This window comes from Mycobacterium arosiense ATCC BAA-1401 = DSM 45069, from assembly GCF_002086125.1.
GTDB lineage: Bacteria > Actinomycetota > Actinomycetes > Mycobacteriales > Mycobacteriaceae > Mycobacterium > Mycobacterium arosiense.
This window is the reverse complement of record NZ_MVHG01000068.1, coordinates 1-21,119: the sequence shown is the minus strand read 5'-3', so window position 1 is coordinate 21,119 and position 21,119 is coordinate 1. Positions and strand designations below refer to the sequence as shown.

Sequence of the window (21,119 nt, the reverse complement as noted above, 5' to 3'; positions counted from 1 at the left end):
GTGCGCCGCTCTCCCCCGCAAGCGGGAGGTGCCCCCGCCCCATCGCTTCGTCCCCCGCAAGCGGGTGGTACCCCCGCTGCATCGTCGCCGGCGCGGCTCATGGTTGTTTCGTCCACTCCGTGGCCAGCAGCTGACGCGTCTCACGCAGCAATTGCGGGATCACCTTGGATCCGCCGATGATCGTGATGAAATTCGCGTCGCCACCCCAGCGCGGCACGACGTGCACGTGCAGGTGTTCGGCCAGTGAACCGCCCGCCGACGTTCCCAGGTTCAAGCCGACGTTGAAACCGTGTGGCCGCGACACGTTCTTGATGACGCGAATTGCCTTCTGTATGAACAACATCAGCTCCGCGCTTTCCGGGTCGGTCAGGTCCTCGAGTTCGGAGACCCGCCGGTATGGCACCACCATCAGGTGTCCGGGGTTGTACGGGTAGAGGTTGAGCACGGCGTAGACGAGTTCGCCGCGGGCCACCACCAGGCCGTCCTCGTCGGTGAGGTGGGGAATGTCGGTGAACGGCTGCTCGCTCTTGCCGTTGTCCTGCTTTAACGGCGCCTCGGCCAGGTACGTCATCCGGTACGGCGTCCACAGCCGCTGCAGGTGGTCTTGCTCGCCGACACCCCTGTCCAGGATGGTGTCGTCGGCGCCCTGCTCGGCCCGTTCGCGATCACTCACGGTCACTCACCACTCGACACTTTCACGAGCTCGGCTGTGGGCACCGAATTCTCGCGATCGGCGATCCACTTCACGATCGCATCGACCGCACTGTCGCGGGGCACGCCGTTGATCTGGGTCCGGTCACCGAACCGGAAGCTGACGGCGCCGGCCGCCACGTCGCGGTCTCCGGCCAGCAACATGAACGGCACCCGCTGATTGGTGTGGTGGACGATCTTCTTAGCCATCCGGTCGTCGCTGGCGTCGACCTCGGCCCGCACGCCGCTCGCTTTCAACTGTGCGGCAACGCTTTCCAGGTATTCGACGTGTTCGTCGGCGACCGGAATGCCCACCGCCTGCACCGGCGCCAGCCACGCCGGGAATGCCCCCGCGTAGTGCTCGGTGAGGATGCCGAAGAACCGCTCGATCGACCCGAAGAGCGCCCGGTGGATCAGCACCGGCCGCTGCCGCGACCCGTCGGATGCGGTGTATTCGAGTTCGAATCGGTCCGGCATGTTGAAGTCGAGCTGGATGGTCGACATCTGCCAGCTGCGGCCCAGCGCGTCCTGGACCTGAACCGAGATCTTCGGGCCGTAGAACGCCGCGCCGCCGGGATCGGGAACGAAGTGCAACCCGGAAGCCACGGCGACCTCCCGCAGGACTTCGGTGGCCTCGTCCCACATCTCGTCGGAGCCCGAGTACTTCTCCGGGTCCTTGGTGGACAGCTCCAGGTAGAAGTCGTTGAGCCCGTAATCGGCCAGCAGGTCGAGCACGAAGCGCAGCAGCGAGGTCAGCTCGTCGCGCATCTGCTCGCGGGTGCAGTAGATGTGGGCGTCGTCCTGGGTCATGCCGCGCACCCGGGTCAGGCCATGCACCACGCCCGACTTCTCGTAGCGGTACACGCTGCCGAATTCGAAGAGCCGCAACGGAAGCTCGCGGTACGAGCGACCGCGCGACCGGTAGATCAGGTGATGCATCGGGCAGTTCATCGGCTTGAGGTAGTAGTCCTGCCCGGGCTTGCGCACCGTCCCGTCCGCGTTGAACTCCGCGTCCAGGTGCATCGGCGGGTACATGCCGTCGGCGTACCACTCCAGGTGGCCCGACGTGATGTACAGCTGCTCCTTGGTGATGTGCGGGGTGTTGACGAACTCGTAGCCGGCCTCGATGTGCTTGCGCCGCGAGTACTCCTCCAACTCCCGACGGATGATGCCGCCCTTGGGATGGAAAACCGCCAAGCCGGAACCGATTTCGTCGGGAAAGCTGAACAGGTCCAGCTCGCTGCCCAGCTTGCGGTGGTCGCGACGCTGGGCCTCTTCGATCAGCTCGAGGTAGGCGTCCAGCGCCTCCTGCGACTCCCAGGCGGTGCCGTAGATGCGTTGCAGGCTGGCGTTGCTCTGATCGCCGCGCCAGTAGGCGGCCGAGCTTCGGGTCAGCTTGAACGCCGGGATGTGCTTGGTCGTCGGGATGTGCGGACCCCGGCACAGGTCTCCCCAAACCCGTTGCCGGGTACGAGGATTGAGGTTGTCGTAGGCGGTGAGTTCGTCCCCGCCGATTTCCATGATTTCGGGATCGCCAGACTTGTCGTCGACGAGTTCGAGCTTGTACGGCTCGTTGGCCAGCTCGGCGCGCGCCTGGTCTTTGGACTCGTACACGCGCCGCTCGAACAGCTGACCCTCTTTGACGATCTGCCGCATCCGCTTTTCCAGCTTGCTCAGATCCTCCGGCGTGAACGGTTCCGGCACGTCGAAGTCGTAGTAGAAGCCGTCGGTGATGGGCGGGCCGATGCCCAGCTTGGCTTGCGGGAACAGCTCCTGCACGGCTTGGGCCAACACGTGTGCGGCCGAATGCCGGATGACGCTGCGGCCCTCGTCGGTGTTGGCGGGCACCGGGACCACCTCGGCGTCGGCGTCGGGCGTCCAACTGAGGTCGCGCAGCTTTCCCGAGGCGTCACGCACCACCACGATCGCGTCGGGCGTGCCCCGGCGCGGCAGCCCCGCCTCGCCGACCGCGGCGGCCGCGGTGGTCCCGGCAGGCACCCGGATCGGGGCTTGCGGAACGTGGCTGGCGGGGGCGCTCATGAGGCTGCTTTCTCCAAGGTTGGTGGTGTGACCGTCGATCGCTGCCATGCTATCGGGGCCGACCCCGCTCAGGGCTGGCCAGGCTTGAGCCGCACGAACAGCGCGTCGGCTTCGGTCAGCAACTGGTCGCCGTCGGTCAGCCGGCCCGACACGAAGATCTTGCGCCCGTCCACCCGATCGATGCCCGCGTCGAACTGCAGCTCCTTTTCGATCGGAACGATATGGCGATAGTCGATCTTGAGGTAAGCGGTGCGCTGGCGCGGGTTGCCGGTGAGCACCGAAGCCGACAATCCGAGGACGGAGTCGAACAACATGCCCAGCGCGCCGCCGTGCACGGCGCCGTTGCGCCCCAGATGGAACCGCGCGAAGCGGGCCTGGCCGTGGATGCGGCCGTCCGCGCCCTTATGCGCCGACATCGGGATGGTCAGAATGTTGCCGCGCATCGGCAGGTCCATCCGGCGGCCCGACGGGGACGCCCACTCGTCGGCGTCGAACGGCGCCAGCAGCGCCGAAACCTTCTCCAGCAGGTCGGCGGCCTCGGTGATCACGTCGTCGGGCGCGTCGGCGGCCCGCGCGCGATCCTGCAACGAGCGCACCGCGTCGATGAACCGGCCGTAGTCCGGCCCGCCCTTGGTCGTCGGTTCCGGTGGATTGAATCCGCCGCCCGGGTGTCGTCGATGTTCGGCCACCACCACACCGTATTGCCCGGCCGGTGGCTTTGGCGCGGTGGTTAGACCGGCTGCTGAGCCCCGGCGGCCGACAACGTCTCGAACTCCTCATCGGACAGCTCGATCTCGGCGGCGGCGACGTTCTCCTCGAGGTGGGCGACCTTGGACGTCCCCGGGATCGGCACCATCACCGGCGAGCGTTTCAGCAACCACGCCAGGGCCAACTGCGACGGCGACGCGTCGTGGTCGGCGGCGATGCGCTGCAGCGGGCCGTCGGCAGCCGCCAGCGGTCCGGCGGCCAGCGGAAACCACGGGATGAACCCGATGCCTTGCCTGGTCGCGGCGTCCAGCAGTGGCTCGGCGTTGCGTGCGGTCAGGTTGTACATGTTCTGCACCGACACGATCTCGGTGATCTGCAGGGCCGCGTTCAGCTGGTCGACGTCGATCTCGGACAGGCCGATGTGGCGGATCTTGCCTTCGTTCTTTAGCGTGAGCAGCTCGCCCACCTGATCCTGTAGCGGGAAGTTCGCGTCGATGCGGTGCAGCTGGAACAGATCGATGGTGTCCACGCCCAGCCGGCGCAGGCTCATCTCGCATTCCTGACGTAGATAGCTCGGATTGCCCAACGGAATCCAGATGTCCGGGCCGGTGCGCAGCAGCCCCGCCTTGGTCGCGATCACCAGACCGTCGTAGGGATGCAACGCCTCGCGAATGATCTCCTCGGAGAAGTAGGGCCCGTAAGAGTCGGCGGTGTCGATGAAGTTCACCCCGAGTTCGACGGCCCGCCGCAGCACCCGGACGCATTCGTCACGGTCGTCGGGCGGGCCCCACACGCCCTTGGCCGTCAGGCGCATGGCGCCGAAGCCGAGTCGATTGACGGTCAGGTCGCCGCCGAAGGTGAATGTTCCGGATGCCCCTGCAACAGTTTTCGAGTTTTCTGCGGTCACACCTTTAGACCGTACGCGCCAGATACGACCGCGCATCCCGACGTGGCAAGCTGGGCACGTGGACCTGCGAGCGCTCGAGGAACTCCCCCTGACCTACTCCGAGGTGGGGGCGACGGCGAGCGGCGAGCTGCCGGCCGGATACGACCATCAGCACGCCGAGCGCCAAATCGGCACCGGCCAACAGCGTTTCGAGCAGGCCGCGGCCGCCATCATGCGCTGGGGCATGCAGCGCGGGTCCGGGCTGCGCGTGCAGGCCAGCTCCGAGATTGCGGTCGTCGACGCGGTCGTGGTGGTGAAGATGGGTTTTCTGCCCGCGCCCTGTCGCGTGGTCTACGTCGTCGACGAACCCGACATCCGCGGCTTCGGCTACGGCACCCTGCCGGGCCATCCCGAGTCCGGCGAGGAACGCTTCGTGGTCCGGCGCGACCCGGCCACCTCCGCGGTGTACGCGGAGGTGTCGGCCTTCTCCCGGCCCGCGACCTGGTGGAGCAAGGCCGGCGGGCCGGTGGTGAAGGTCGGTCAGCGCCTCATCGCCAGGCGCTATTTGCGGGCGGTGTGACCGCCGGGTGGTGACGCGTTACCCGCTGGTGCGCGCGTGCACGCCCTGCGCCAGCCGGCCCAGCGCGACGGCGCCGACGAGCAGGCCGAAGTCGCGCAGCGCGACGTCGTAGAAGCCGGGCCCGCTGACCAGGTCGATGATGATGCCGGCCAACCACGCCGCGACCACCCAGGCGCCGAGCCGCGGGGCCACCGCGACCAGCACCCCGGCGACGATCTCGATGACGCCCACCAAGTACATGCACTGATCGGCCGTGCCGGGCACCAGATTATCGATCCATCCGGCCAGGTACATGCTCCATCGATGCGGGTGGGTCAGCAGGTTGAAGAACTTGTCCAGCCCGAAAACGATGGGCGCGACCGTGAATACGACGCGCAGCGCGAAGTATGCCGAGTAGGCCGGATCGCGCAGCTGATCGGCCAGGGCGGGAGCGGTGCTGACGTGATTGGTGCTCATGGCGGCCTCCACTTCTAACGGATGATATTTTGAACGTTAGATTGGGTAGACTGTAGCGTCAAGCATTTTGTCTGTTAGAAATGGTGGTCAGGTGGATCACGCGGACGCCCTCGAGCGCGACGCCGCCGGCATCGGCGCGCTCGCCGACCCGGTGCGCCGGCGGCTCTATCAGTTCGTGTGCGCCCAGCAGGGACTCGTGAGCCGCGACCAGGCGGCCGACGCCGTGGGAATCCCCCACCACCAAGCCAAATTTCACCTGGACCGGCTCACCGCCGAGGGCCTGCTGGAAACCGATTACGCGCGCCTGACCGGCCGCTCCGGGCCCGGCGCCGGACGGACCGCCAAGCTGTATCGCCGGGCGCGCCGCGACATCGCGGTCAGCCTTCCGCAGCGCGAGTACGAGCTGGCGGGGCGCTTGATGGCGACGGCCATCGCTTGCTCGGCCGGCACCGGGGAGCCGGTCACCGAGGTCCTCAACCGCGTCGCCCACGAATACGGCCGGTCGATCGGCGCCGGCGACGTACCGCCCGCCGACGCCGCGGCCGCGCTGCAGCGCGCGGTCGGATTGCTCAGCCGGTACGGCTACGAGCCGCGCTTTTCCAACAGCGAGGTCGAGCTCGTCAATTGCCCGTTCCACGCGTTGGCCCAGGAGCAGACGGAGCTGGCCTGCAACATGAACCACGCACTGATCACCGGCGTGGCCGATGCGCTCGCACCACACGGGCCCGACGCGCGGCTCTGTCCCGGCCGGGACCGCTGTTGCGTCGTGCTCAGGCCCGCCCGCCGGTAGACCCCCAGCGCGACAGCAATTGCTCGGCGCCCGTGCACATCTCGTCGATGACGTCGGCCACCGACGCGTCGTTGCGGATCATCCCCACGCCCTGACCGGCATCCACCGGCGCGATCCGGCAATCCCCCGCGGCGATCGCGGCAGCCAGCAAGTCACAAGCGCCCGCGTCCAGCGCTTCCTCCTGGCCCGTCCAGTGCTCGACGAAGTCGTTGGCCAACACCCGCGACGGGAAGCGCGCCGGCCAGGGCAGGCCCTTGGCGACGTCGAAAACCCGGGTGACTGCGGTGTCGGTTTGGGTGGCGGTGACCAGGGCCCGGCGGCCCGGGTCGCCGGTCAAGGCCTCCGGACACGCCGAGAACCGGGTGCCCACCCACGCCCCGCTGGCGCCGGCGGCCAGCACGGCGGCCAGGCTGCGCGCCGAGGCGACACCGCCACCGGCCAGCACCGGCACCGAGACGGCGTCGAGCACCGCGTCCAGCAGCGGCAGCAGGCCCAGCTTGTCCTCGCCGTGCCCGCCGCCCTCGGACCCGCGCGCAACCAAAATGTCGACGCCCGCGTCGGCGGCCCGGCGCGCCCCGTCGCTGTCGTAAACCTGTGTGACCGTTGGGATTCCGGCGTCATGCGCCTTCGCGACCCACGACCATTCGGTGCCGAAGCTCACCGACAGCAGGAGGGGCCGGGCGGCCAGCGCGTCCTCGAGCAGGCCGGCCTCGTTGCGCATCACCCAGTCGACCATGCCGATGCCGAACCGGCCCTCGACATGCGCAAGCTGCTCGGCCAGTAGCCCTCGGGTCGCGACGCTGCCCATGCCGACCATGCCGAGGCCGCCGGCCGCCGTCACCGCCGCGGCCAGGCGGCCACCCGCGACGCCGCCCATCGGGGCGTTGACGATGGGGACCCGCAGTCCGAAGCTGGTTGACCAGGGTGTCGACAACATCGGCTAGTGCGCCGACGGAATGGTCTTGAGCACGGTCAGCAAGACCACCGAATCCTCGACCGCGTGCAGGGCGTGCCGTTCGGGGGGGATCGCGACGTATGCGCCGGCCTTGCCGTCCCAGGCCTCGTCGCCGGTCGTGAGCCGCACATGGCCCTGCAGCACCTGCAGGGTCGCCTCACCGGGGCTGTCGTGTTCGGACAGGTCGTGGCCGGCCAGCAGCGCCAGTAAGGTCTGGCGAAGCTCGTGGCTGTGACCGCCGTGGATGGTGTGGGCGGCGCGTCCGCTGTGCGATTGCTTGGCCTCGGCGATCTTTTCGGCCGCGAGGTCGGTCAGCGAGATGGAATCCATGTCGGTCCTTCGAGGTTGCAAGGCCGCCTGGGGCCTCGAGGGTTTCAAGCTAGCCGCTCAGTAGCAGTATCCCCGCCACCACGAGGGCGACCACCTTGACCGCCTCCAGCGCGACATAGAAGTAGTGGGCGCGCGAGCGCGGTCCGTCCGATCCGGCGAGCACCTTGTCCGCACGACGGGTCAGCGCGGGACGCACCGCGACCAGCTGGATGGCCAGTGCGGCGACGGCGACGGCCACCGTGACGCCCGCCCGGGTGGGACCGGCCACCACGATGGCCCCGATGACGAGGGCGAAGGCCACCTCGACGGTGTTGAGCGCGCGAAAGACCAACCGCCCGATGCCGAGTCCGATCTGCAACGTCACGTTGGGCGCCCGGAATTTCAGCGGGGCTTCCAAAAACGAGATGGCCAACACCATGCCGAGCCAGACGAAGGTCAACGCGACGGCAAACGCTGTGCCAGTGCTCATTTGGCCGCCCCTTGCAGTGAAAGGTGAGCCAGACACAGGTCCGGCTCGACGAACGGGTCGAGCCGGTCCACCGAGACGGGCGCTTTCCAGGTCTCCATGGCTCCCTGCATGAGGCCCAGATGCACCGGGCACACCACGTTCGATCGGTTTTCGGCCAATTCCAAAAACGGGCAGTGCCGCAACCCGACCTGCTGCGCTCCGTTGTTCACCCGGCGTTCGGGGGCGAAGCCGAGTTCGTCGAGTACGTCGATCAGACGGGCGATGGCCTCTTCGGCGGCGTCGGGGTCGTCGGACGCGGCGTGCGGTTCGGCACCCATCTTCTGCCCCCACGCGCGGCCCGCGGCCAGGGCCTTGAGCCCGGGATCACGCTCGGTGGCGAAGGCCGTGGCCAGGATCTCGGCCAGCAGCCGATAGTGCCGCGTACCGCCGCGATCCATCTGCCGGACCGCCCGGAACATCAACGGCGGCCTGCCCGGTCCCTTGCGGCCCAATTCGACGAGCTCCACCTGGCCGTCCGCGACCAGGCCGTCGAGATGGAAGCGAACGGTGTTGGGGTGCACACCCAGCACGTCGGTGATTCCGGCGATGCTCATCGGATCCGTCGAGGCCCGCAGCAGCCGCATCACGGCCCGTCGCCGGCCGGCCGATTCCCCACCCGAGGAGTCCTGGGACTTTCCCGTCTTCAATGCGCCCCTCCCCCTTCTTGCGCGTTACGCCCCGGTGGCACTGGGCTGGCCCGCCACCAGGAGTGTGTCGACACCGAGCGGACCGAGCTTGCCCGCCCCACCCGGGGATCCCAATGGGGCGTCGCGACCCGGCAGCGTCTCGGTGAAGAACGCCTCATTGTCGGCCAGGTGCGGCTTGAGCTCCTCGGGCAGGTCATCTTCGTAGTAAATCGCTTCCACCGGACAGACCGGTTCACACGCGCCGCAATCGACACACTCGTCGGGATGAATGTAAAACGCCCGGCCGCCTTCGTAAATGCAATCCACCGGGCATTCGTCGACGCAGGCGCGGTCCATTACGTCGATGCATGGCTTCCCGATCACGTAGGTCATGCGCCAGAGTTTACACAACTTTACTTGTACAAAGTAGGGCGCAGGCCGGAAACCCCTTGGAAAGCCCTGCACGACAGGAGATCTGATGCCAGGTCAACGAGTAGGTGCGCACTGGCCATCGTCGCCCACAAACCGGCGCCCTCGGGTACCGCCCGACACTCACCGCACGGCTTCGACCTTCGCCTTTGTGCCCCCGGCGACTTTGGGCCCGTTCCGCAATCTGTGCGTGACGGTTTAGTGACGCCCCCTGACGTAACTTGACTGCGGCAGTTGCGGGGAGACCAAAGGAGATTGCCGGCTATGGGTGCTACCCCACCGTTGTTGACGGAGTCCGACCTCGACGCGCTCGCGTCGGATTTCCTGCAGTCGAATTACCTCGGGTCGATCTATGCCGATTGGTCACCGGATCGACGCCTCGACGTGTTCCTGCGACGGCGCGGTCTCGCCCGGGTCGCCAACGACGGCGACCTGTCCCACAGTGTCTTGGAACGCATCATGGCCCGCGGCCGCGCCCCGATGGCGCGGCGTTGATCGGCCCGTTTTTCCGGAGGGCCTGGTAGGCGATCCGATGACCAAAAACCTGGAAAAAACGCGATTTCTCGCGGCCGAAATACCGACCACCGCTTTGGTACAGACGTACTATTGTGCGCTAGAGCGGAACGCGCCGCCGGGGCCGGACGGGTCGTTGACGCTAGCGGGGAGGGGACGATGAATTCACCGAAATGGATGGTTCATTGGCCGCAGCGCAGGCCGACGGCCACGATCTACCAGCTGACCGACCGCCTCCACACGGGACACATCGCCCGGGTGCCCGCGCACCAGATCACGGCGACCGTGGCGGCGTGGCTGGCCGACTTGGGCGCCGATAGCCCGTTGGTCGACGAGCTCGAGCGCGCGGTGTGCGGCGGCGACTGGGCGGCCGCGCACGCGCTCAGCGAGTGCTTGTCCATCGAGATCGCGGTGGCCGACTGAGAAGTCGTCCAGCAAAGCGCCGTTCTTAATCGACATTATTGCTGGTTTTCATCAACAGTTTTGTTGACGTATATCGACGTGCCCAACAGTAGCGGGCGTGTCCGACCTTCCGACACAAACAAAGTATCCGCAGGCCTCGCGGGGCCGCCGGCCGTCGCCCCACTCCGGTGACGACCGCGAGCAGGCGATACTTGCCACGGCCGAGCGGCTGTTGCAACAGCGGCCGCTGGCCGACTTTTCCGTCGACGACTTAGCAAAAGGCGCCGGCATCTCGCGGCCGACCTTCTATTTCTATTTCCGGTCCAAAAACGCGGTGCTGCTTTCGCTGCTCGACCAGATGAACGGCAAGGCGCAGGCCGCGTTGGGGGCGCTCGAAGTGGTGTCATCCGGTGACCCCGAAGCGATCTGGCGGGCGCGCATCGAATCGTTCTTCGAGGTATCCGGATCGCACCGGGCGGTCGCCGTCGCGGGTGCGGCGGCCAAGGCGACCAACCCCGAGGTGCGCCAGCTGTGGTCGGCGCTCATGAGCAGGTGGATCGCCTACACCACCATCGCGATCAGGGCCGAGCGCGGCCGCGGCGCCGCACCCGACACCATCCCGGCCGCGGATCTGTCGGTGGCGCTCAACATGTTGAGCGAGCGGATGATGGCCGCCGCGTTCACCGCCGAGGATCAGGCCGTCCCCGAAGACCGGGTGATCGACACCCTGCTGCACATCTGGCTGGCCAGCATCTATCAGCGCTGAGCGAGCGCCCGTGCCGCACGGCTGAGGCTCCGGTCGATCAGCCGGTCGGCCGCACCGAAGTAGGTGGCGGACGGCTCCTTGCTCACCAGGTCGGCGATCGCCCGCTGCTCCCCCAGAACGTCGGCGGCGGCCAGGTTTTCGGCCATGCGCCGCGCGTGTACGGTCAGCCCCGCGAGCAGCTCGCCACCGTGGGATGCCGCGACGAGGGTGCGCCGGCCCAGCGTGCGCAGGGTGTCCCATTCGGCGTGCCAAGCCCCGTCGGGCCGCTCGTCGTCGGTTAGCGCCGCCGCGGTGTGCACCGTCGCGGCCAACGGGGGTGCCGCGATGGCGGCACGGCGAATCAGGATGGACAGCACCGGGTTTCGCTTGTGCGGCATCGACGACGAGCCGCCGCGGCCCTCCGCGGCCGGCTCGCCGAGTTCGGCGATCTCCGGGCGGGCCAGGGTGACGATGTCGGAGGCGATGCGGCCCCAACAGTCGGTGCAGCCGACAAAGGCGTCGGCGGCCGCGGTGACGGGGGCGCGGGCGGTGTGCCACGCGGGCCGGTTAGCCAAACCCAATGCGGTCGCGGTGCTTTTGACCAGTTGCAGTGCGACACCGGCCGGGTCGGTGGTACCGGTGAGCGACGCCGCCAGCTCCGTCGCTGCGGCCAATGTTCCTGCGGCGCCGCCGATCTGGACGGGTGTGGTGAGCGCGGCCACCCGCTCGAATGCGTCGACGGTCGCATCAAGCCAGGCGGCGGCCTTGGCGCCGAACGTGGTGGGTGCGGCGTGCTGGGTGAGGGTGCGGGCCACCATAGGCGTGGCGCGGTGCCGGGCGACGAGTTCGGATAATGTGGAAATGTGCTCAGCCAGTTGGGTTCTCAGGTCGTCGGCGGCCGCCCGCACGGCCAGCATCAGGCCGGTGTCCAGGACGTCCTGGCTGGTGAGTCCGCGGTGAATCCAGGGCGCGACGGCCGGTTCGGCCCGCTGGCGTAGCAGCTTCACCAGCGGTATGACCGGGTTGCCGCCGCCCTCGGCGCTGACGGCGAGGGCCGCACAATCGTGGTGCGCGACCAGTTCCGACAGGTCCGCCGCCGCGCACGCGGCCGGCGCCAGCCCGGCGGCCGCCAGGGCGCTCAGCCACGCCGATTCCGTGGCGACCATCGATCCCAGCAGGGCCGCATCGGTCAGGTGCTCGCCGGCGCGATGGTCTCCGGGCCACAACAGGTTGGTCATCGCGCGCCTTCGGAGTACTCCAGGAACACGGTCTCGGCCGGACCCTGCAAATGGATGTCGAATCGGTAAGCGGTGCCTCCGTTTTCGGCGACACACAGCAAGGAGGGCCGGCGTTCGGCGGCGACCGCCGCCAGCAGCGGATCGGCGTGCGGGTCGGCGCCGGGCAGGTAGGCCCGGGTGAACAGCCGGTTCAGCAGTCCCCGCGCGAACACGGTGAGCGCGAAGAACGGCGGTCGCCCGGCGGCCGCCGGACCAGGTCTCAGCGTGGTGAAGGAGTAGTTGCCGTCGGCGTCCGTCGCGCAGCGCCCCCATCCGGTGAACGGTGCTGCGTCCTGCTTGCGGCGCAGCGAACCGGCTTGCCGCGCAACGTGTCCCGCGGTGTCGAGTTGCCAGAGCTCCACCAGTGCGTCGACGACGGCGACACCGGCCCCGTCGTACACGGCGCCGCGCAGCCGGATGGCGCCCGGGTGAGTATCGTCGACCATCAGGTTGTCACCGGCATACGGCAATCCCAAGTCGAAGAAGGGGCCGACGGTTTGCCCTGGCGTGCAAGGCAATTCAGTCATGCTCGTCCTCCGTCGGCGTCCGAGCACCGCCGGCCAGCACGATGTCCCACCGATATCCGGTGGCGAACTCCGGCTCGGTGAGGTCGTGGTCGTAGCGGGCGATCAGTCGTCGGCGTGCGGCGGGATCGAGGACCGACTGCAAGATCGGGTCCAGCTCGAACATCGGGTCACCGGGGAAGTACATCTGGGTGACCAGGCGCTGGGTGAAAGCCGTTCCGAAGACCGAGAAATGGATGTGCGCCGGGCGCCACGCGTTGTGGTGGTTGCGCCATGGGTACGGGCCGGGCTTGACGGTCAGAAACCGGTAGCTGCCGTCCGGCCCGGTCAGGCAGCGGCCGGCGCCGGTGAAGTTCGGGTCCAGCGGCGCCGGGTGCCGGTCGCGCTGGTGGCGGTAGCGGCCGGCGGCGTTGGCCTGCCAGATCTCGACCAGCTGGCCCGCGACCGCCCGGCCGGAGGCGTCGAGGACGCGCCCGGCGACCACGACGCGCTCGCCGACCGGCTCGCCCGCATGGCCGGCCGTCAGGTCGGCGTCGAGTGGGTCGACGTCTCGGTGTCCGAAGCACGGTGCCCAGCGCTCGACGCCCTCGGGATCGGCGAGCACCGGGGGTCGCTTCGGATGGCGCAGCATCGTGCTGCGGTACGGCGGATAGTCGAGCCGCGGCTGCCCGTGTTGCTCCGCTGCCGAGCCGGTGGCCCGGTATTGCGCTGCGATGCGGGCGATCTCTGCCGTGATGTCAGCCTGAGAGGCGACACGCTCGGCGTCCATGTGCCGTGAGGCTACTCTCGGTCGCCCACCGAATCCCGTAAGCGGGCGATGTGGCCCACCAGACGTTACAGGGCGCGCACCAATGCCGCGCGGCCCTTGGTCCGCAGGCGGTGCAGCGCCGAGCCGCGGTATTGCTCGATCCTGGCGGCCATCTTGTTGCCCAGCTCCTCGAGCTCGGCGTCGGTGATCTGCACCTCCGGCGGAGCCGGGATCATGTCGCGTTCCTCTTCGTCGGCGTGCGCCTCCAGGACGGTCTTGAACGAGTTCCACTCGTCGGAGTAGTTGGACGCGCTCTGCGGGGTTTTCAGCAGCACCGAGAGCTGGTCGACCACCTGCCGGTGCTCGGCATGGGCGACCGCGATCAGCTTGCTGGCATCCTTGAGCGCCGGGTAGTACAGGTCGTCCTCGATGCGGAAGTGAATGTCGAGCTCGACCAGCAGGTCATCGAAAAGGGCATGCCGCTCTTCGGAATTCACCGGTGCATCGCTGATCTTGCGGCCGAGGCCCTTGATCACGATGTGGTGCTCTTTCAAGACGTCGTAGGCGTTCAATTGACTTCTCCTTTTGCGATCCCTACCGCGCCGCCGGGAGCGGGCTGTCGCTCGCCGCGGACTTCGACCACTCCGTCGACCAACCGGGCCTCGTAGCACGGCAGCGGCGCAGCGGCCGGCCCGCGCACCACCTCTCCGGACTCGGCCGCGAACCATGAACCGTGCCAGGGGCAAACCAGCCGGCCTCGGTCGATCCAGCCGTCGGCCATCGGCGCGGCCAGGTGCGGACAGAATTCGCCGTACGCCGCGACCTCACCGGGTTTGGTTTGGCAGACCACCAGGCCCACTCCGTCGACCTCGACGCGCACCGGCTTGCCGTTCAACGAACTCGCGGGTAGCACCGGCGTCCAGGTCGAGGTGCGCAGCCGCGGACCCGACTGGTCGATGCCGATCCCGGACTCGAAGACCAGCGCACCCCCCAGGTAGCTGCCGGCGACGGTGATGGCGTAGCCCAGGGCGGTGAGCACGATGCCGCGACCGTGGCGCCCCTGGCGCCGGTCCCACCACGACTGCACGTACAGCGCCGTGGCGGCCACGTTCACCAGGCCGTGCACCGCACCGACCCGGCGGTCCTGCTCGTGGGTGTGCTGCCAGTCGGTGACACCGGTGACGGCCGAGCCCAGGCTCGCCAGGATGCCCACCCCCAGCGCGCGCGACGCGAATCGCGAGGCGTCGACGACCTCGGACGCCGGCTGGCCGGGCAGGATGCTCAGCGCGTCGAGCGCCACCGTCGTCCCCAGGGCGCCACTGGTCAGCGACGCCAGCGGCGGGTGCACCGGGTGCCCCAACCAGACCCCGTTGAGTGCGTTGGTGACGGTGTTGCGGGCGCCGCCCAGCCCGTTGTAGGCGAAGCTGAGCAGGTGTTCGAACCGATAGCTCGGTCGATCGATCCACTCCTGGCGACCGATAGCGGCCAGGACCCTCGATCCGACCCGCTGCAATCGACCCCCTCGTGGCCGACCCACCATGGCACCCGTTCCTTCCTCAAATCAGTAGAAAACAACGGCTAATCACCGCAGAACCGAATGATTACCCGTTGTTTACGCCGCGCTCACAGGCGCGGAGTGGCTGTCGTGAACCACCGTAGCCGCGCGCTCCTGCCGTGCCGTTGTGTACAGCCTGTGAAATGGCACCAAGCATTCTTGTAGAAACCTGGTGACGCAGCTGCCTGGTGGTTGACCGGCGCCCTCGACTGCGAGACTCTACTAAGCGGAGACTATTTCTGTAGATCAGAGAGAATGCGCAATGGCCGACCGGTGCGTCGACTTGGTCGACGTGTTCGAGAACGTGCGCCGCGGGCTGATCCCCGCCTACATCTACAACGACCAGGAACTGTTCGCGCTGGAGAAACAGCGGCTGTTCAGCCGGACGTGGACGTTCGTGGGGCACGAATCGGAGATCGGCCAGGACGGCGACTACATGGTGCGCCGCGTGCTCGACGACTCGTTCGTCATCACCCGCGATTCGGAAGGCACCGTGCGGGCCCTGTTCAATATGTGCCTGCATCGCGGAATGCAAGTCTGTCGCGCGGAGATGGGAAACGCCTCCAACTTCCGCTGTCCCTACCACGGCTGGACCTACCGCAACGACGGCCGGCTCACCGGGTTGCCGTTTCACCGGGAGGCCTATGGCGGCGACGAGGGCTTCCCCAGGGACCAAACCCTTTTGCCCGCACCGAATTTCGCGAGCTACAACGGCCTGCTGTTCATCAGCATGGATCCGGCTGCCGAACCGTTGGACGACTTCCTCGGCGACTTCAAGTTCTATCTGGACTACTACACCAAGCAAAGCGCCGGGGGCGTCGAGGTGCGCGGGCCGCAACGCTGGCGGATCAAGGCCAACTGGAAGATCGGCGCGGAGAACTTCGCCGGCGACATGTACCACACCCCGCATACCCACGCGTCCATCGTCGACATCGGGCTGTTTCGGGAGCCGAAAGCGCAGAAGCGCAAGGACGGCGCCACGTATTGGGCCCACCGCGGCGGCGGCACCACCTACAAACTTCCACCGGGCGGCTTCGAGGAACGGATGCGCTACGTCGGCTACCCCGACGACATGATCGGCCGGATCAAGGGCGTCTGGACACCCCAGCAGCAACGGGTGGTAGGCGAGGACGGATTCATGGTCTCGGCCGCCACGTGCTTTCCCAACCTCAGCTTCGTGCACAACTGGCCCAAGGTGCACGACCGGGAGGATCAGGTGCTGCCGTTCATCTCCATCCGGTTGTGGCAGCCGATCAGCGCGAACGAGACCGAGGTGTGCTCGTGGTTCGCGGTGGATTCCGCGGCTCCCCCGCAGTACAAACAAGACTCGTACAGGGCGTATCTGATGTGCTTCGGGTCGACCGGCATGTTCGAACAAGACGACGTGGAGAACTGGGTGTCGCTGACCACCACCGCGGGCGGTTCCATGGCGCGCCGGCTGCTGCTGAACAGCCGGATGGGTCTGCTCGCCGACGACCGCCCGGTCATCGAGGCGTTGCCGCCCAGCGCATTCCACGGGCCCGGCCGCGCGCAGGTCGGCTACAACGAGCACAATCAGCGAGCGTTGCTGAACATGTGGGCCGACTATCTGCGGCGGGTGCCGGCATGACAAATCCCCTGCCGTTCAACGATCTTCGTCATCTCGAGGCGCATCAGTTCCTAGTGGACGAGGCATACCTGCTCGACGCCCAGCACTATGAGGCGTGGCTGGACACCCTGACCGACGACGTCCGCTACGTCATGCCGGTGCGCGTCACGACCGCACGCGGCGCCGGGTACGATACGTCACCGGGCATGGACCACTTCGACGAGGACAAGTACTCGCTGAGCCAGCGGGTCGCGCGAATGGGCACCGAGCACGCGTGGGCCGAGGACCCACCGTCGCGGCTGCGTCACTTCATCACCAACGTGCGCACCTTTGAGCCCGACGACCCAGAAGACACAGTGCACCTGCTCGTCGAATCGGCCGAGCTGCTGTTCCGCAGCCGCGGCGACGTCAACGACGGCGCCCTGCTGTCGTGCGGGCGCCGGGACGTACTGCGCCGGTGCGGCGATCGCTGGAAGCTGGCCCGGCGCAGGATCATCGCCGACGAGTCGGTGCTACGAATGCAGAATCTGGCGGTGTTTTTATGAACGACGAGCTGCAGCGGCTGCTCGACGGCGCGGTCGGCGAACCGATCAGCGTCGCAAACGAATTCACTGAGGTCGTGGTGCGCCGGGTCGACACCCGCAACGGGTCGCGGCTATTGATCAGCGCACCCAGATCCGGCCAGTGGATCACCCTGGACGCACTCGAGGTCGAGGCACTGACCTGGCAGAACCCCCGTACCCTGGCCGCCATGGTCGGCAATGCGCACGCGCCACTGCTGCCCGACGACGGCGAACCCCGGCCGTGACCGGCTGGCTGGAAGGTCGACGCGCCCTGGTCGTGGGCGCCGGTTCCGGGATCGGCCGGGCCGTGGTGGCGGCCTTCAGCGTCGAGGGAGCGAATGTTGCTGTGCTGGAACGTGATCCGATCAAGTGTGACGCGCTGCGCCAGCGGTTGCCGCAGGTGCCGGTGATCGAGGGCGACGCCACCACCCGCGAGGCCAACGACCGGGCCGTCGCCGCCGCGGTGGAGACCTTCGGTGGCCTGGACACCCTGGTCAACTGCGTCGGGGTGTTCGACTTTTACCGGGGCGTGGGCGACATCGAGGCCGACGCGCTCTCCGACGCGTTCGACGAGATGTTTCGCACGAATGTGCTCAGCCATGTGCAATCGGTCAAGGCGGCAATCCCGGCACTGCGCGCCGCGCCGGGATCCTCGATCGTGCTGACGGAGTCCGCGTCGTCGTTCTACCCGGGGCGCGGCGGGGTGCTCTACGTGTCGTCGAAATTCGCTGTGCGCGGCCTGGTTTCGGCGCTGGCGCACGAGCTGGCGCCGGAGATCCGGGTGAACGGAGTGGCACCCGGCGGCACGTTGAACACCGACCTGCGCGGCCTGTCCAGCCTGGGGCTCGACGCGACCCGGCTGGACGACAGCGCGGACCGGGCGAGCGAAATCGCCGCGCGCACTCCCCTGCGGGTCGCGCTCACCGGCGAGGACCACGCGTTCAGTTACGTGTTTCTGGCATCCGAACGGTCCCGCGGCATCACCGGCGAAACCGTCCGGCCGGACGGCGGATTCGGGTTGGGCGCACCGCGATGACGGACCTTGACGAGCTACGGGCCGTGGTGGCGCAGGGCTGCCGCGTGGCCGCGGCCCGCGGTCTGGTGGACGGTATCCTCGGCCACCTGGGCCTGCGGGTCGACGACGAGCACCTGCTGGTGCGCTGCCGAAGCGATGCCGACACCGGGGTGGCGTTCACCCGTCCCGGCGACATCCGGCTCATCACGTTCGATGGAACCGCCGGCGCCCCAGGGGAATTGGACGGCTACCGGGTCCCCAACGAACTGCCGATCCACGTCGAGACGATGCTGGCCGATCCGGCGCACGCGGCCGTCGCGCACCTGCACCCACCGGCCGTGGTCGCCGCCGACCTGGCCGGCATCACGATCCGGCCCGTCTACGGTGCGTACGACATTCCCGGCGCCTGGCTGGCGCGCGGCGGCGTCCCCGTCTACGAACGCGCGGTGCTGATCCGGAATTCGCGCCTGGGCAAGGAGATGGTCGCGGCGATGCGCGGCCGCCCGGTGGTGATCTGCCGGGGGCACGGAATCACCAGCGCCGCCGCCACCGTGGCGCAGGCGGTGCTGCAGGCGATCAGCCTCGACGCACTGGCCCGGATGTCGTTGCGGGTCCGCGCGGCCGGGGGCACGCTGCGCGACATCGACGACGCGGACTGGGATGACCTGCCGGACTTGGGATCCGCGTTCACCGCCGAGGCGGCCTGGAGGCACGAAGTGGCACGCCTGGACGGTCAGCAGCCGAGCTGATCGCCAATCTCCTTGGCGGCCGCCGCAAGTGCGGCGGCCACGCTGGGATACCGGGAGGCATCCAGCCGGTTTTGCGGCGCCGCGGCGTTGAGCGCGAGCCGCAGCCCGGGCGCGCGGGTCGGGATCGGCACGGCGACCGAGGCGACGCCTTCCTCGCTCTCTTCGGAGTTGGTGGCGTAGCCCCGCTCGCGGATCCCGGCAAGCTCGGCTTCCAACTTGGTCCGGCTGCCGATCGAATGCGAGGTGATCCGCTTGAGCTGCTCGCGCGGCAACAACGCACGCACCTCCGGTGGCGACAACTGGGCCAGCATGACCTTGCCCGTCGACGTGCAATGGGCCGGCATGGCACGGCCCAGCCGCGACGCCACCCGCACCGCGGCCGGCCCCTCGACCGCGGCGACGAACCGGACACTGGTCCCGTCCAGCATTCCGACATGAACCGTCTCGCGCAGCTGTTCGCTGAGGCTGCGCATGACGGGCGCGGCGGATCGGGCGATGTCGATGCGACCGAAGATGGCGAATGCCACCCCGGTCAACGACGGGCCGGGCAGGTACGCCTTGGACACCGGGTCTTGCCGGACGAACCCGCGATAGGCCAGCATCGCCAGCAAGCGATGCGCGGTCGACGACGCCACGCCCAGATAGCGCGTCGCCTCGCTCAACCGGATCTGGGGCCGCTCGCCCAACAGCAGCAACAGCTTGAGTGCGTTGTCCACCGACTCGATCGGGTACTGCGGCGCAAGCGAATCGGCGGCCGGCGCCGCCGCGGCGTCCCCCGCGCCCCGCTCACGCTTGTGTGGCATAGGTCCACGGTAACCAGTTGTGGGCGCTGATTCGGGTTATTCTCGGCTGCGTGAGCGGGGCTGTTCGTGCTGGATACCGCCGTTACGTCGCCCTCGGCGACAGCCAGACCGAGGGCCTGTGGGACGGCGACGACACCGTCGGCCTGCTCGGATTCGCCGACCGCCTCGCCGCGCGGGTCGATTCGCTCTATCCCGGCCTGCAGTACGCGAACCTGGCCATCCGCGGTACACGGATCAATCACGTGCTCACCGAGCAGGTGCCGCAGGCGCTGGCGATGCGCCCCGATCTGATCACCGTGTGCGCCGGGATGAACGACGTCATCCAGCCCGGGCGATCGTTCGGTCCCGCCCTGGCCGACCTCGAACAGGTCTACGCCGCGCTGGCCGAATCGGGGGCGACGGTGGTGACCACGACCTTCCCGAACGTCGCCCAATTCCTGCCGCTGGGGCGGCTGGTGGCGGGGCGGCTTGCCCGCATCAACGCGGCGATCACCGGCGCCGCCCACCGCTACGGGTTCGCGCTCGTCGACCTGTACAACGCGCCCTCGATGCGCGAGCTGGACACCTGGGCCGTCGACCGGGTGCACGCATCGACCAAGGGGCACATCCTGTTCGCCGATGCGGCCGCCGAATCCCTCAATTTGCCTGGCAGCAACCATGATTGGGCGCTCGGCTGCCCCGACCCCGCCCGGCGCTCGCTAACGGCCGGCACGTACGATCAGTTGCGCTGGGCGCAGGACAGTTTCTTTCCGTGGATCTGGCGCCGGCTGCGCGGCCTCTCGTCCTACGACGGGCGCGAACCCAAGCGCCCGCGCCTGTCGGGGCTAAACACGCCGAGCCGGTTCGACCGCGCACCTCAAGCCGCGGATCCGCGGTCGGTCAGGCATTCTTGACGCATGGATCTGGAGCCCCTGCTGCACTCGATTCCGCCGCTCGCGGTCTACCTGGTGGTCGGCGGTGTGGTGGGGATGGAGAGCCTGGGCATTCCGCTGCCGGGTGAGATCGTCCTTGTCACCGCGGCGCTGATGTCGTCGCACCACGACCTGGCCGTCAATCCGCTGGGGGTCGGCATCGCCGCGGTGATCGGCGCGGTGGTCGGCGATTCGATCGGTTACGCGATCGGCCGCCGGTTCGGCATGCCGCTTTTCGACCGGCTGGGGCGCCGGTTCCCCAAACACTTCGGTCCGGGGCACGTCGCGCTCGCCGAAAAGCTGTTCAACCGCTGGGGTGTTCGGGCCGTCTTCCTGGGCCGCTTCATCGCGCTGCTGCGGATCTTGGCCGGGCCGTTGGCGGGGGCGCTGAAGATGCACTACCCCCGGTTCCTGGCGGCCAACGTCTCGGGCGCCATCTGCTGGGCGGGCGGCACGACCGCACTGGTGTACTTCGCCGGGATCGCCGCCGAACGCTGGCTGGAACGGTTCTCCTGGATCGGGCTGGTGATCGCCGTCGCGGCAGGGCTGACCGCCGCAATCCTGTTGCGGGAACGCACATCCCGGATGATCGCCGAACTGGAGGCCGAGCATTACCGCAAGGCCGGCACCACCGCGCCGGACAGCGTCTGACTAGGGCGTGTCTGACAAATGGGGTAGCCAGAGGGTGATGGCGCGTAGGACTGCTGCGCCGCGGTAGACGACGGCGA

General features: G+C 68.2%; 28 protein-coding genes. 12 read left to right on the top strand and 16 right to left on the bottom strand.

Features of this window, described 5'->3' with window-relative positions; genetic code table 11:
• Nucleotides 1–97 precede the first annotated feature (97 nt).
• The 4 genes from BST14_RS20900 to BST14_RS20885 all read right to left on the bottom strand — a co-directional run bounded on the left by BST14_RS20900 (nucleotide 98) and on the right by BST14_RS20885 (nucleotide 4,381).
• Nucleotides 98–673: an ATP adenylyltransferase gene (locus BST14_RS20900; RefSeq protein WP_083066280.1), complete on the bottom strand. Its 576-nt coding sequence runs from the start codon at nucleotides 671–673 to the stop codon at nucleotides 98–100.
• 2 nt (nucleotides 674–675) lie between these two features.
• Complete coding sequence (thrS, locus tag BST14_RS20895) at nucleotides 676–2,730, bottom strand: threonine--tRNA ligase (RefSeq protein WP_083066271.1); 2,055 nt, start codon at nucleotides 2,728–2,730, stop codon at nucleotides 676–678.
• A 68-nt stretch (nucleotides 2,731–2,798) separates the two neighbouring features.
• The gene (locus BST14_RS20890; RefSeq protein ID WP_083066270.1) at nucleotides 2,799–3,425 is read right to left on the bottom strand and encodes a PaaI family thioesterase; all 627 of its coding nucleotides are present in this window, start codon (nucleotides 3,423–3,425) and stop codon (nucleotides 2,799–2,801) included.
• A 35-nt stretch (nucleotides 3,426–3,460) separates the two neighbouring features.
• Nucleotides 3,461–4,381, bottom strand: a complete 921-nt coding sequence (locus tag BST14_RS20885; protein ID WP_083066269.1) for an aldo/keto reductase — start codon at nucleotides 4,379–4,381, stop codon at nucleotides 3,461–3,463.
• Nucleotides 4,382–4,403: 22 nt separating this feature from the next.
• Between BST14_RS20885 and BST14_RS20880 the strand changes: the two genes are divergently transcribed.
• The gene (locus BST14_RS20880) at nucleotides 4,404–4,904 is read left to right on the top strand and encodes a DUF1990 domain-containing protein (protein ID WP_083066268.1); all 501 of its coding nucleotides are present in this window, start codon (nucleotides 4,404–4,406) and stop codon (nucleotides 4,902–4,904) included.
• A gap of 18 nt (nucleotides 4,905–4,922) precedes the next feature.
• Here the strand turns inward: BST14_RS20880 and BST14_RS20875 are convergent, their stop codons facing one another.
• Nucleotides 4,923–5,360: an Rv2617c family stress response/phage resistance protein gene (locus BST14_RS20875; RefSeq protein WP_083066279.1), complete on the bottom strand. Its 438-nt coding sequence runs from the start codon at nucleotides 5,358–5,360 to the stop codon at nucleotides 4,923–4,925.
• A 91-nt stretch (nucleotides 5,361–5,451) separates the two neighbouring features.
• Here BST14_RS20875 and BST14_RS20870 point away from each other — a divergent pair, with 91 nt between their 5' ends.
• Complete coding sequence (locus tag BST14_RS20870; protein ID WP_083066267.1) at nucleotides 5,452–6,150, top strand: helix-turn-helix transcriptional regulator; 699 nt, start codon at nucleotides 5,452–5,454, stop codon at nucleotides 6,148–6,150.
• Here the strand turns inward: BST14_RS20870 and BST14_RS20865 are convergent.
• The 5 genes from BST14_RS20865 to fdxA all read right to left on the bottom strand — a co-directional run bounded on the left by BST14_RS20865 (nucleotide 6,131) and on the right by fdxA (nucleotide 8,962).
• The gene (locus BST14_RS20865; RefSeq protein WP_083066266.1) at nucleotides 6,131–7,087 is read right to left on the bottom strand and encodes an NAD(P)H-dependent flavin oxidoreductase; all 957 of its coding nucleotides are present in this window, start codon (nucleotides 7,085–7,087) and stop codon (nucleotides 6,131–6,133) included. The two genes, BST14_RS20870 and BST14_RS20865, sit on opposite strands and share 20 nt — an antisense overlap.
• A 3-nt stretch (nucleotides 7,088–7,090) precedes the next feature.
• Nucleotides 7,091–7,435 (bottom strand): cupin domain-containing protein, encoded by a 345-nt coding sequence (locus tag BST14_RS20860; protein ID WP_083066265.1) that lies wholly within the window; start codon nucleotides 7,433–7,435, stop codon nucleotides 7,091–7,093.
• A gap of 49 nt (nucleotides 7,436–7,484) precedes the next feature.
• Nucleotides 7,485–7,904, bottom strand: coding sequence for a hypothetical protein (locus BST14_RS20855; RefSeq protein WP_083066264.1), 420 nt, complete (start codon nucleotides 7,902–7,904; stop codon nucleotides 7,485–7,487).
• Complete coding sequence (locus BST14_RS20850) at nucleotides 7,901–8,527, bottom strand: helix-turn-helix transcriptional regulator (RefSeq protein ID WP_245845576.1); 627 nt, start codon at nucleotides 8,525–8,527, stop codon at nucleotides 7,901–7,903. The genes BST14_RS20855 and BST14_RS20850 overlap by 4 nt, the downstream gene beginning before the upstream one ends.
• Before the next feature lie 87 nt (nucleotides 8,528–8,614).
• Nucleotides 8,615–8,962, bottom strand: coding sequence for a ferredoxin (gene fdxA / locus BST14_RS20845; protein WP_083066262.1), 348 nt, complete (start codon nucleotides 8,960–8,962; stop codon nucleotides 8,615–8,617).
• A gap of 321 nt (nucleotides 8,963–9,283) precedes the next feature.
• Between fdxA and BST14_RS20840 the strand changes: the two genes are divergently transcribed.
• The 3 genes from BST14_RS20840 to BST14_RS20830 all read left to right on the top strand — a co-directional run bounded on the left by BST14_RS20840 (nucleotide 9,284) and on the right by BST14_RS20830 (nucleotide 10,679).
• Complete coding sequence (locus BST14_RS20840) at nucleotides 9,284–9,493, top strand: hypothetical protein (RefSeq protein WP_211280778.1); 210 nt, start codon at nucleotides 9,284–9,286, stop codon at nucleotides 9,491–9,493.
• Nucleotides 9,494–9,670: 177 nt separating this feature from the next.
• Complete coding sequence (locus tag BST14_RS20835) at nucleotides 9,671–9,934, top strand: Rv2628 protein family (RefSeq protein WP_083066260.1); 264 nt, start codon at nucleotides 9,671–9,673, stop codon at nucleotides 9,932–9,934.
• Between the two features lie 97 nt (nucleotides 9,935–10,031).
• Nucleotides 10,032–10,679 (top strand): TetR/AcrR family transcriptional regulator, encoded by a 648-nt coding sequence (locus BST14_RS20830; RefSeq protein WP_083066259.1) that lies wholly within the window; start codon nucleotides 10,032–10,034, stop codon nucleotides 10,677–10,679.
• Here the strand turns inward: BST14_RS20830 and BST14_RS20825 are convergent.
• The 5 genes from BST14_RS20825 to BST14_RS20805 all read right to left on the bottom strand — a co-directional run bounded on the left by BST14_RS20825 (nucleotide 10,670) and on the right by BST14_RS20805 (nucleotide 14,747).
• Complete coding sequence (locus BST14_RS20825; RefSeq protein ID WP_083066258.1) at nucleotides 10,670–11,896, bottom strand: lyase family protein; 1,227 nt, start codon at nucleotides 11,894–11,896, stop codon at nucleotides 10,670–10,672. The two genes, BST14_RS20830 and BST14_RS20825, sit on opposite strands and share 10 nt — an antisense overlap.
• Nucleotides 11,893–12,462, bottom strand: a complete 570-nt coding sequence (gene pcaG / locus BST14_RS20820) for a protocatechuate 3,4-dioxygenase subunit alpha (RefSeq protein ID WP_083066257.1) — start codon at nucleotides 12,460–12,462, stop codon at nucleotides 11,893–11,895. The genes BST14_RS20825 and pcaG overlap by 4 nt, the downstream gene beginning before the upstream one ends.
• Complete coding sequence (gene pcaH / locus BST14_RS20815; RefSeq protein ID WP_083066256.1) at nucleotides 12,455–13,228, bottom strand: protocatechuate 3,4-dioxygenase subunit beta; 774 nt, start codon at nucleotides 13,226–13,228, stop codon at nucleotides 12,455–12,457. The genes pcaG and pcaH overlap by 8 nt, the downstream gene beginning before the upstream one ends.
• Before the next feature lie 65 nt (nucleotides 13,229–13,293).
• Nucleotides 13,294–13,779: a hemerythrin domain-containing protein gene (locus BST14_RS20810; RefSeq protein WP_083066255.1), complete on the bottom strand. Its 486-nt coding sequence runs from the start codon at nucleotides 13,777–13,779 to the stop codon at nucleotides 13,294–13,296.
• Nucleotides 13,776–14,747 carry a Rieske (2Fe-2S) protein gene (locus BST14_RS20805; protein WP_083066254.1) on the bottom strand — a complete coding sequence of 324 codons (972 nt, stop codon included), beginning with the start codon at nucleotides 14,745–14,747 and terminating at the stop codon, nucleotides 13,776–13,778. Before BST14_RS20805 ends, BST14_RS20810 begins: the two co-directional genes overlap by 4 nt.
• Before the next feature lie 277 nt (nucleotides 14,748–15,024).
• Here BST14_RS20805 and BST14_RS20800 point away from each other — a divergent pair, with 277 nt between their 5' ends.
• From BST14_RS20800 to phtC, 5 genes are read left to right on the top strand one after another with little or no spacing between them, the layout of a single operon-like run.
• Complete coding sequence (locus BST14_RS20800; protein WP_083066253.1) at nucleotides 15,025–16,371, top strand: aromatic ring-hydroxylating dioxygenase subunit alpha; 1,347 nt, start codon at nucleotides 15,025–15,027, stop codon at nucleotides 16,369–16,371.
• Nucleotides 16,368–16,895: a 3-phenylpropionate/cinnamic acid dioxygenase subunit beta gene (locus BST14_RS20795; protein ID WP_083066252.1), complete on the top strand. Its 528-nt coding sequence runs from the start codon at nucleotides 16,368–16,370 to the stop codon at nucleotides 16,893–16,895. The genes BST14_RS20800 and BST14_RS20795 overlap by 4 nt, the downstream gene beginning before the upstream one ends.
• Nucleotides 16,892–17,158: a dihydrodiol dehydrogenase gene (locus BST14_RS20790; RefSeq protein ID WP_083066251.1), complete on the top strand. Its 267-nt coding sequence runs from the start codon at nucleotides 16,892–16,894 to the stop codon at nucleotides 17,156–17,158. Before BST14_RS20795 ends, BST14_RS20790 begins: the two co-directional genes overlap by 4 nt.
• Nucleotides 17,155–17,949 (top strand): 3-(cis-5,6-dihydroxycyclohexa-1,3-dien-1-yl)propanoate dehydrogenase, encoded by a 795-nt coding sequence (hcaB, locus tag BST14_RS20785; protein ID WP_083066250.1) that lies wholly within the window; start codon nucleotides 17,155–17,157, stop codon nucleotides 17,947–17,949. The genes BST14_RS20790 and hcaB overlap by 4 nt, the downstream gene beginning before the upstream one ends.
• Nucleotides 17,946–18,677, top strand: coding sequence for a 3,4-dihydroxyphthalate decarboxylase (gene phtC, locus BST14_RS20780; RefSeq protein WP_083066249.1), 732 nt, complete (start codon nucleotides 17,946–17,948; stop codon nucleotides 18,675–18,677). The genes hcaB and phtC overlap by 4 nt, the downstream gene beginning before the upstream one ends.
• On the opposite strand, the gene BST14_RS20775 is transcribed toward phtC, so the two are convergent.
• On the bottom strand, nucleotides 18,662–19,480 hold the full coding sequence (locus BST14_RS20775; RefSeq protein ID WP_083066248.1) for an IclR family transcriptional regulator: 819 nt from the start codon (nucleotides 19,478–19,480) through the stop codon (nucleotides 18,662–18,664). The genes phtC and BST14_RS20775 overlap by 16 nt on opposite strands.
• A gap of 50 nt (nucleotides 19,481–19,530) precedes the next feature.
• On the opposite strand from BST14_RS20775, the gene BST14_RS20770 reads away from it, so the two are divergent.
• On the top strand, nucleotides 19,531–20,373 hold the full coding sequence (locus BST14_RS20770) for an SGNH/GDSL hydrolase family protein (RefSeq protein WP_083066247.1): 843 nt from the start codon (nucleotides 19,531–19,533) through the stop codon (nucleotides 20,371–20,373).
• A 3-nt stretch (nucleotides 20,374–20,376) separates the two neighbouring features.
• Nucleotides 20,377–21,042: a DedA family protein gene (locus BST14_RS20765; protein WP_083066246.1), complete on the top strand. Its 666-nt coding sequence runs from the start codon at nucleotides 20,377–20,379 to the stop codon at nucleotides 21,040–21,042.
• The last annotated feature ends 77 nt before the right edge of the window (nucleotides 21,043–21,119 follow it).

What these genes read in the sequence shown, in the direction of transcription:
- BST14_RS20790 (WP_083066251.1), top strand. Translation starts at nt 16,892, where the DNA reads ATGAACGACGAGCTGCAGCGGCTGCTCGACGGCGCGGTCGGCGAACCG.
- thrS (WP_083066271.1), bottom strand. Translation starts at nt 2,730, where the DNA reads ATGAGCGCCCCCGCCAGCCACGTTCCGCAAGCCCCGATCCGGGTGCCT.
- BST14_RS20835 (WP_083066260.1), top strand. Translation starts at nt 9,671, where the DNA reads ATGAATTCACCGAAATGGATGGTTCATTGGCCGCAGCGCAGGCCGACG.
- BST14_RS20885 (WP_083066269.1), bottom strand. Translation starts at nt 4,381, where the DNA reads ATGCGCGGTCGTATCTGGCGCGTACGGTCTAAAGGTGTGACCGCAGAA.
- BST14_RS20860 (WP_083066265.1), bottom strand. Translation starts at nt 7,435, where the DNA reads ATGGATTCCATCTCGCTGACCGACCTCGCGGCCGAAAAGATCGCCGAG.
- BST14_RS20765 (WP_083066246.1), top strand. Translation starts at nt 20,377, where the DNA reads ATGGATCTGGAGCCCCTGCTGCACTCGATTCCGCCGCTCGCGGTCTAC.
- fdxA (WP_083066262.1), bottom strand. Translation starts at nt 8,962, where the DNA reads ATGACCTACGTGATCGGGAAGCCATGCATCGACGTAATGGACCGCGCC.
- BST14_RS20875 (WP_083066279.1), bottom strand. Translation starts at nt 5,360, where the DNA reads ATGAGCACCAATCACGTCAGCACCGCTCCCGCCCTGGCCGATCAGCTG.
- phtC (WP_083066249.1), top strand. Translation starts at nt 17,946, where the DNA reads ATGACGGACCTTGACGAGCTACGGGCCGTGGTGGCGCAGGGCTGCCGC.
- pcaG (WP_083066257.1), bottom strand. Translation starts at nt 12,462, where the DNA reads ATGACTGAATTGCCTTGCACGCCAGGGCAAACCGTCGGCCCCTTCTTC.
- BST14_RS20805 (WP_083066254.1), bottom strand. Translation starts at nt 14,747, where the DNA reads ATGGTGGGTCGGCCACGAGGGGGTCGATTGCAGCGGGTCGGATCGAGG.
- pcaH (WP_083066256.1), bottom strand. Translation starts at nt 13,228, where the DNA reads ATGGACGCCGAGCGTGTCGCCTCTCAGGCTGACATCACGGCAGAGATC.
- BST14_RS20825 (WP_083066258.1), bottom strand. Translation starts at nt 11,896, where the DNA reads ATGACCAACCTGTTGTGGCCCGGAGACCATCGCGCCGGCGAGCACCTG.
- BST14_RS20850 (WP_245845576.1), bottom strand. Translation starts at nt 8,527, where the DNA reads ATGCGGCTGCTGCGGGCCTCGACGGATCCGATGAGCATCGCCGGAATC.
- BST14_RS20775 (WP_083066248.1), bottom strand. Translation starts at nt 19,480, where the DNA reads ATGCCACACAAGCGTGAGCGGGGCGCGGGGGACGCCGCGGCGGCGCCG.
- BST14_RS20865 (WP_083066266.1), bottom strand. Translation starts at nt 7,087, where the DNA reads ATGTTGTCGACACCCTGGTCAACCAGCTTCGGACTGCGGGTCCCCATC.
- BST14_RS20800 (WP_083066253.1), top strand. Translation starts at nt 15,025, where the DNA reads ATGGCCGACCGGTGCGTCGACTTGGTCGACGTGTTCGAGAACGTGCGC.
- BST14_RS20855 (WP_083066264.1), bottom strand. Translation starts at nt 7,904, where the DNA reads ATGAGCACTGGCACAGCGTTTGCCGTCGCGTTGACCTTCGTCTGGCTC.
- BST14_RS20795 (WP_083066252.1), top strand. Translation starts at nt 16,368, where the DNA reads ATGACAAATCCCCTGCCGTTCAACGATCTTCGTCATCTCGAGGCGCAT.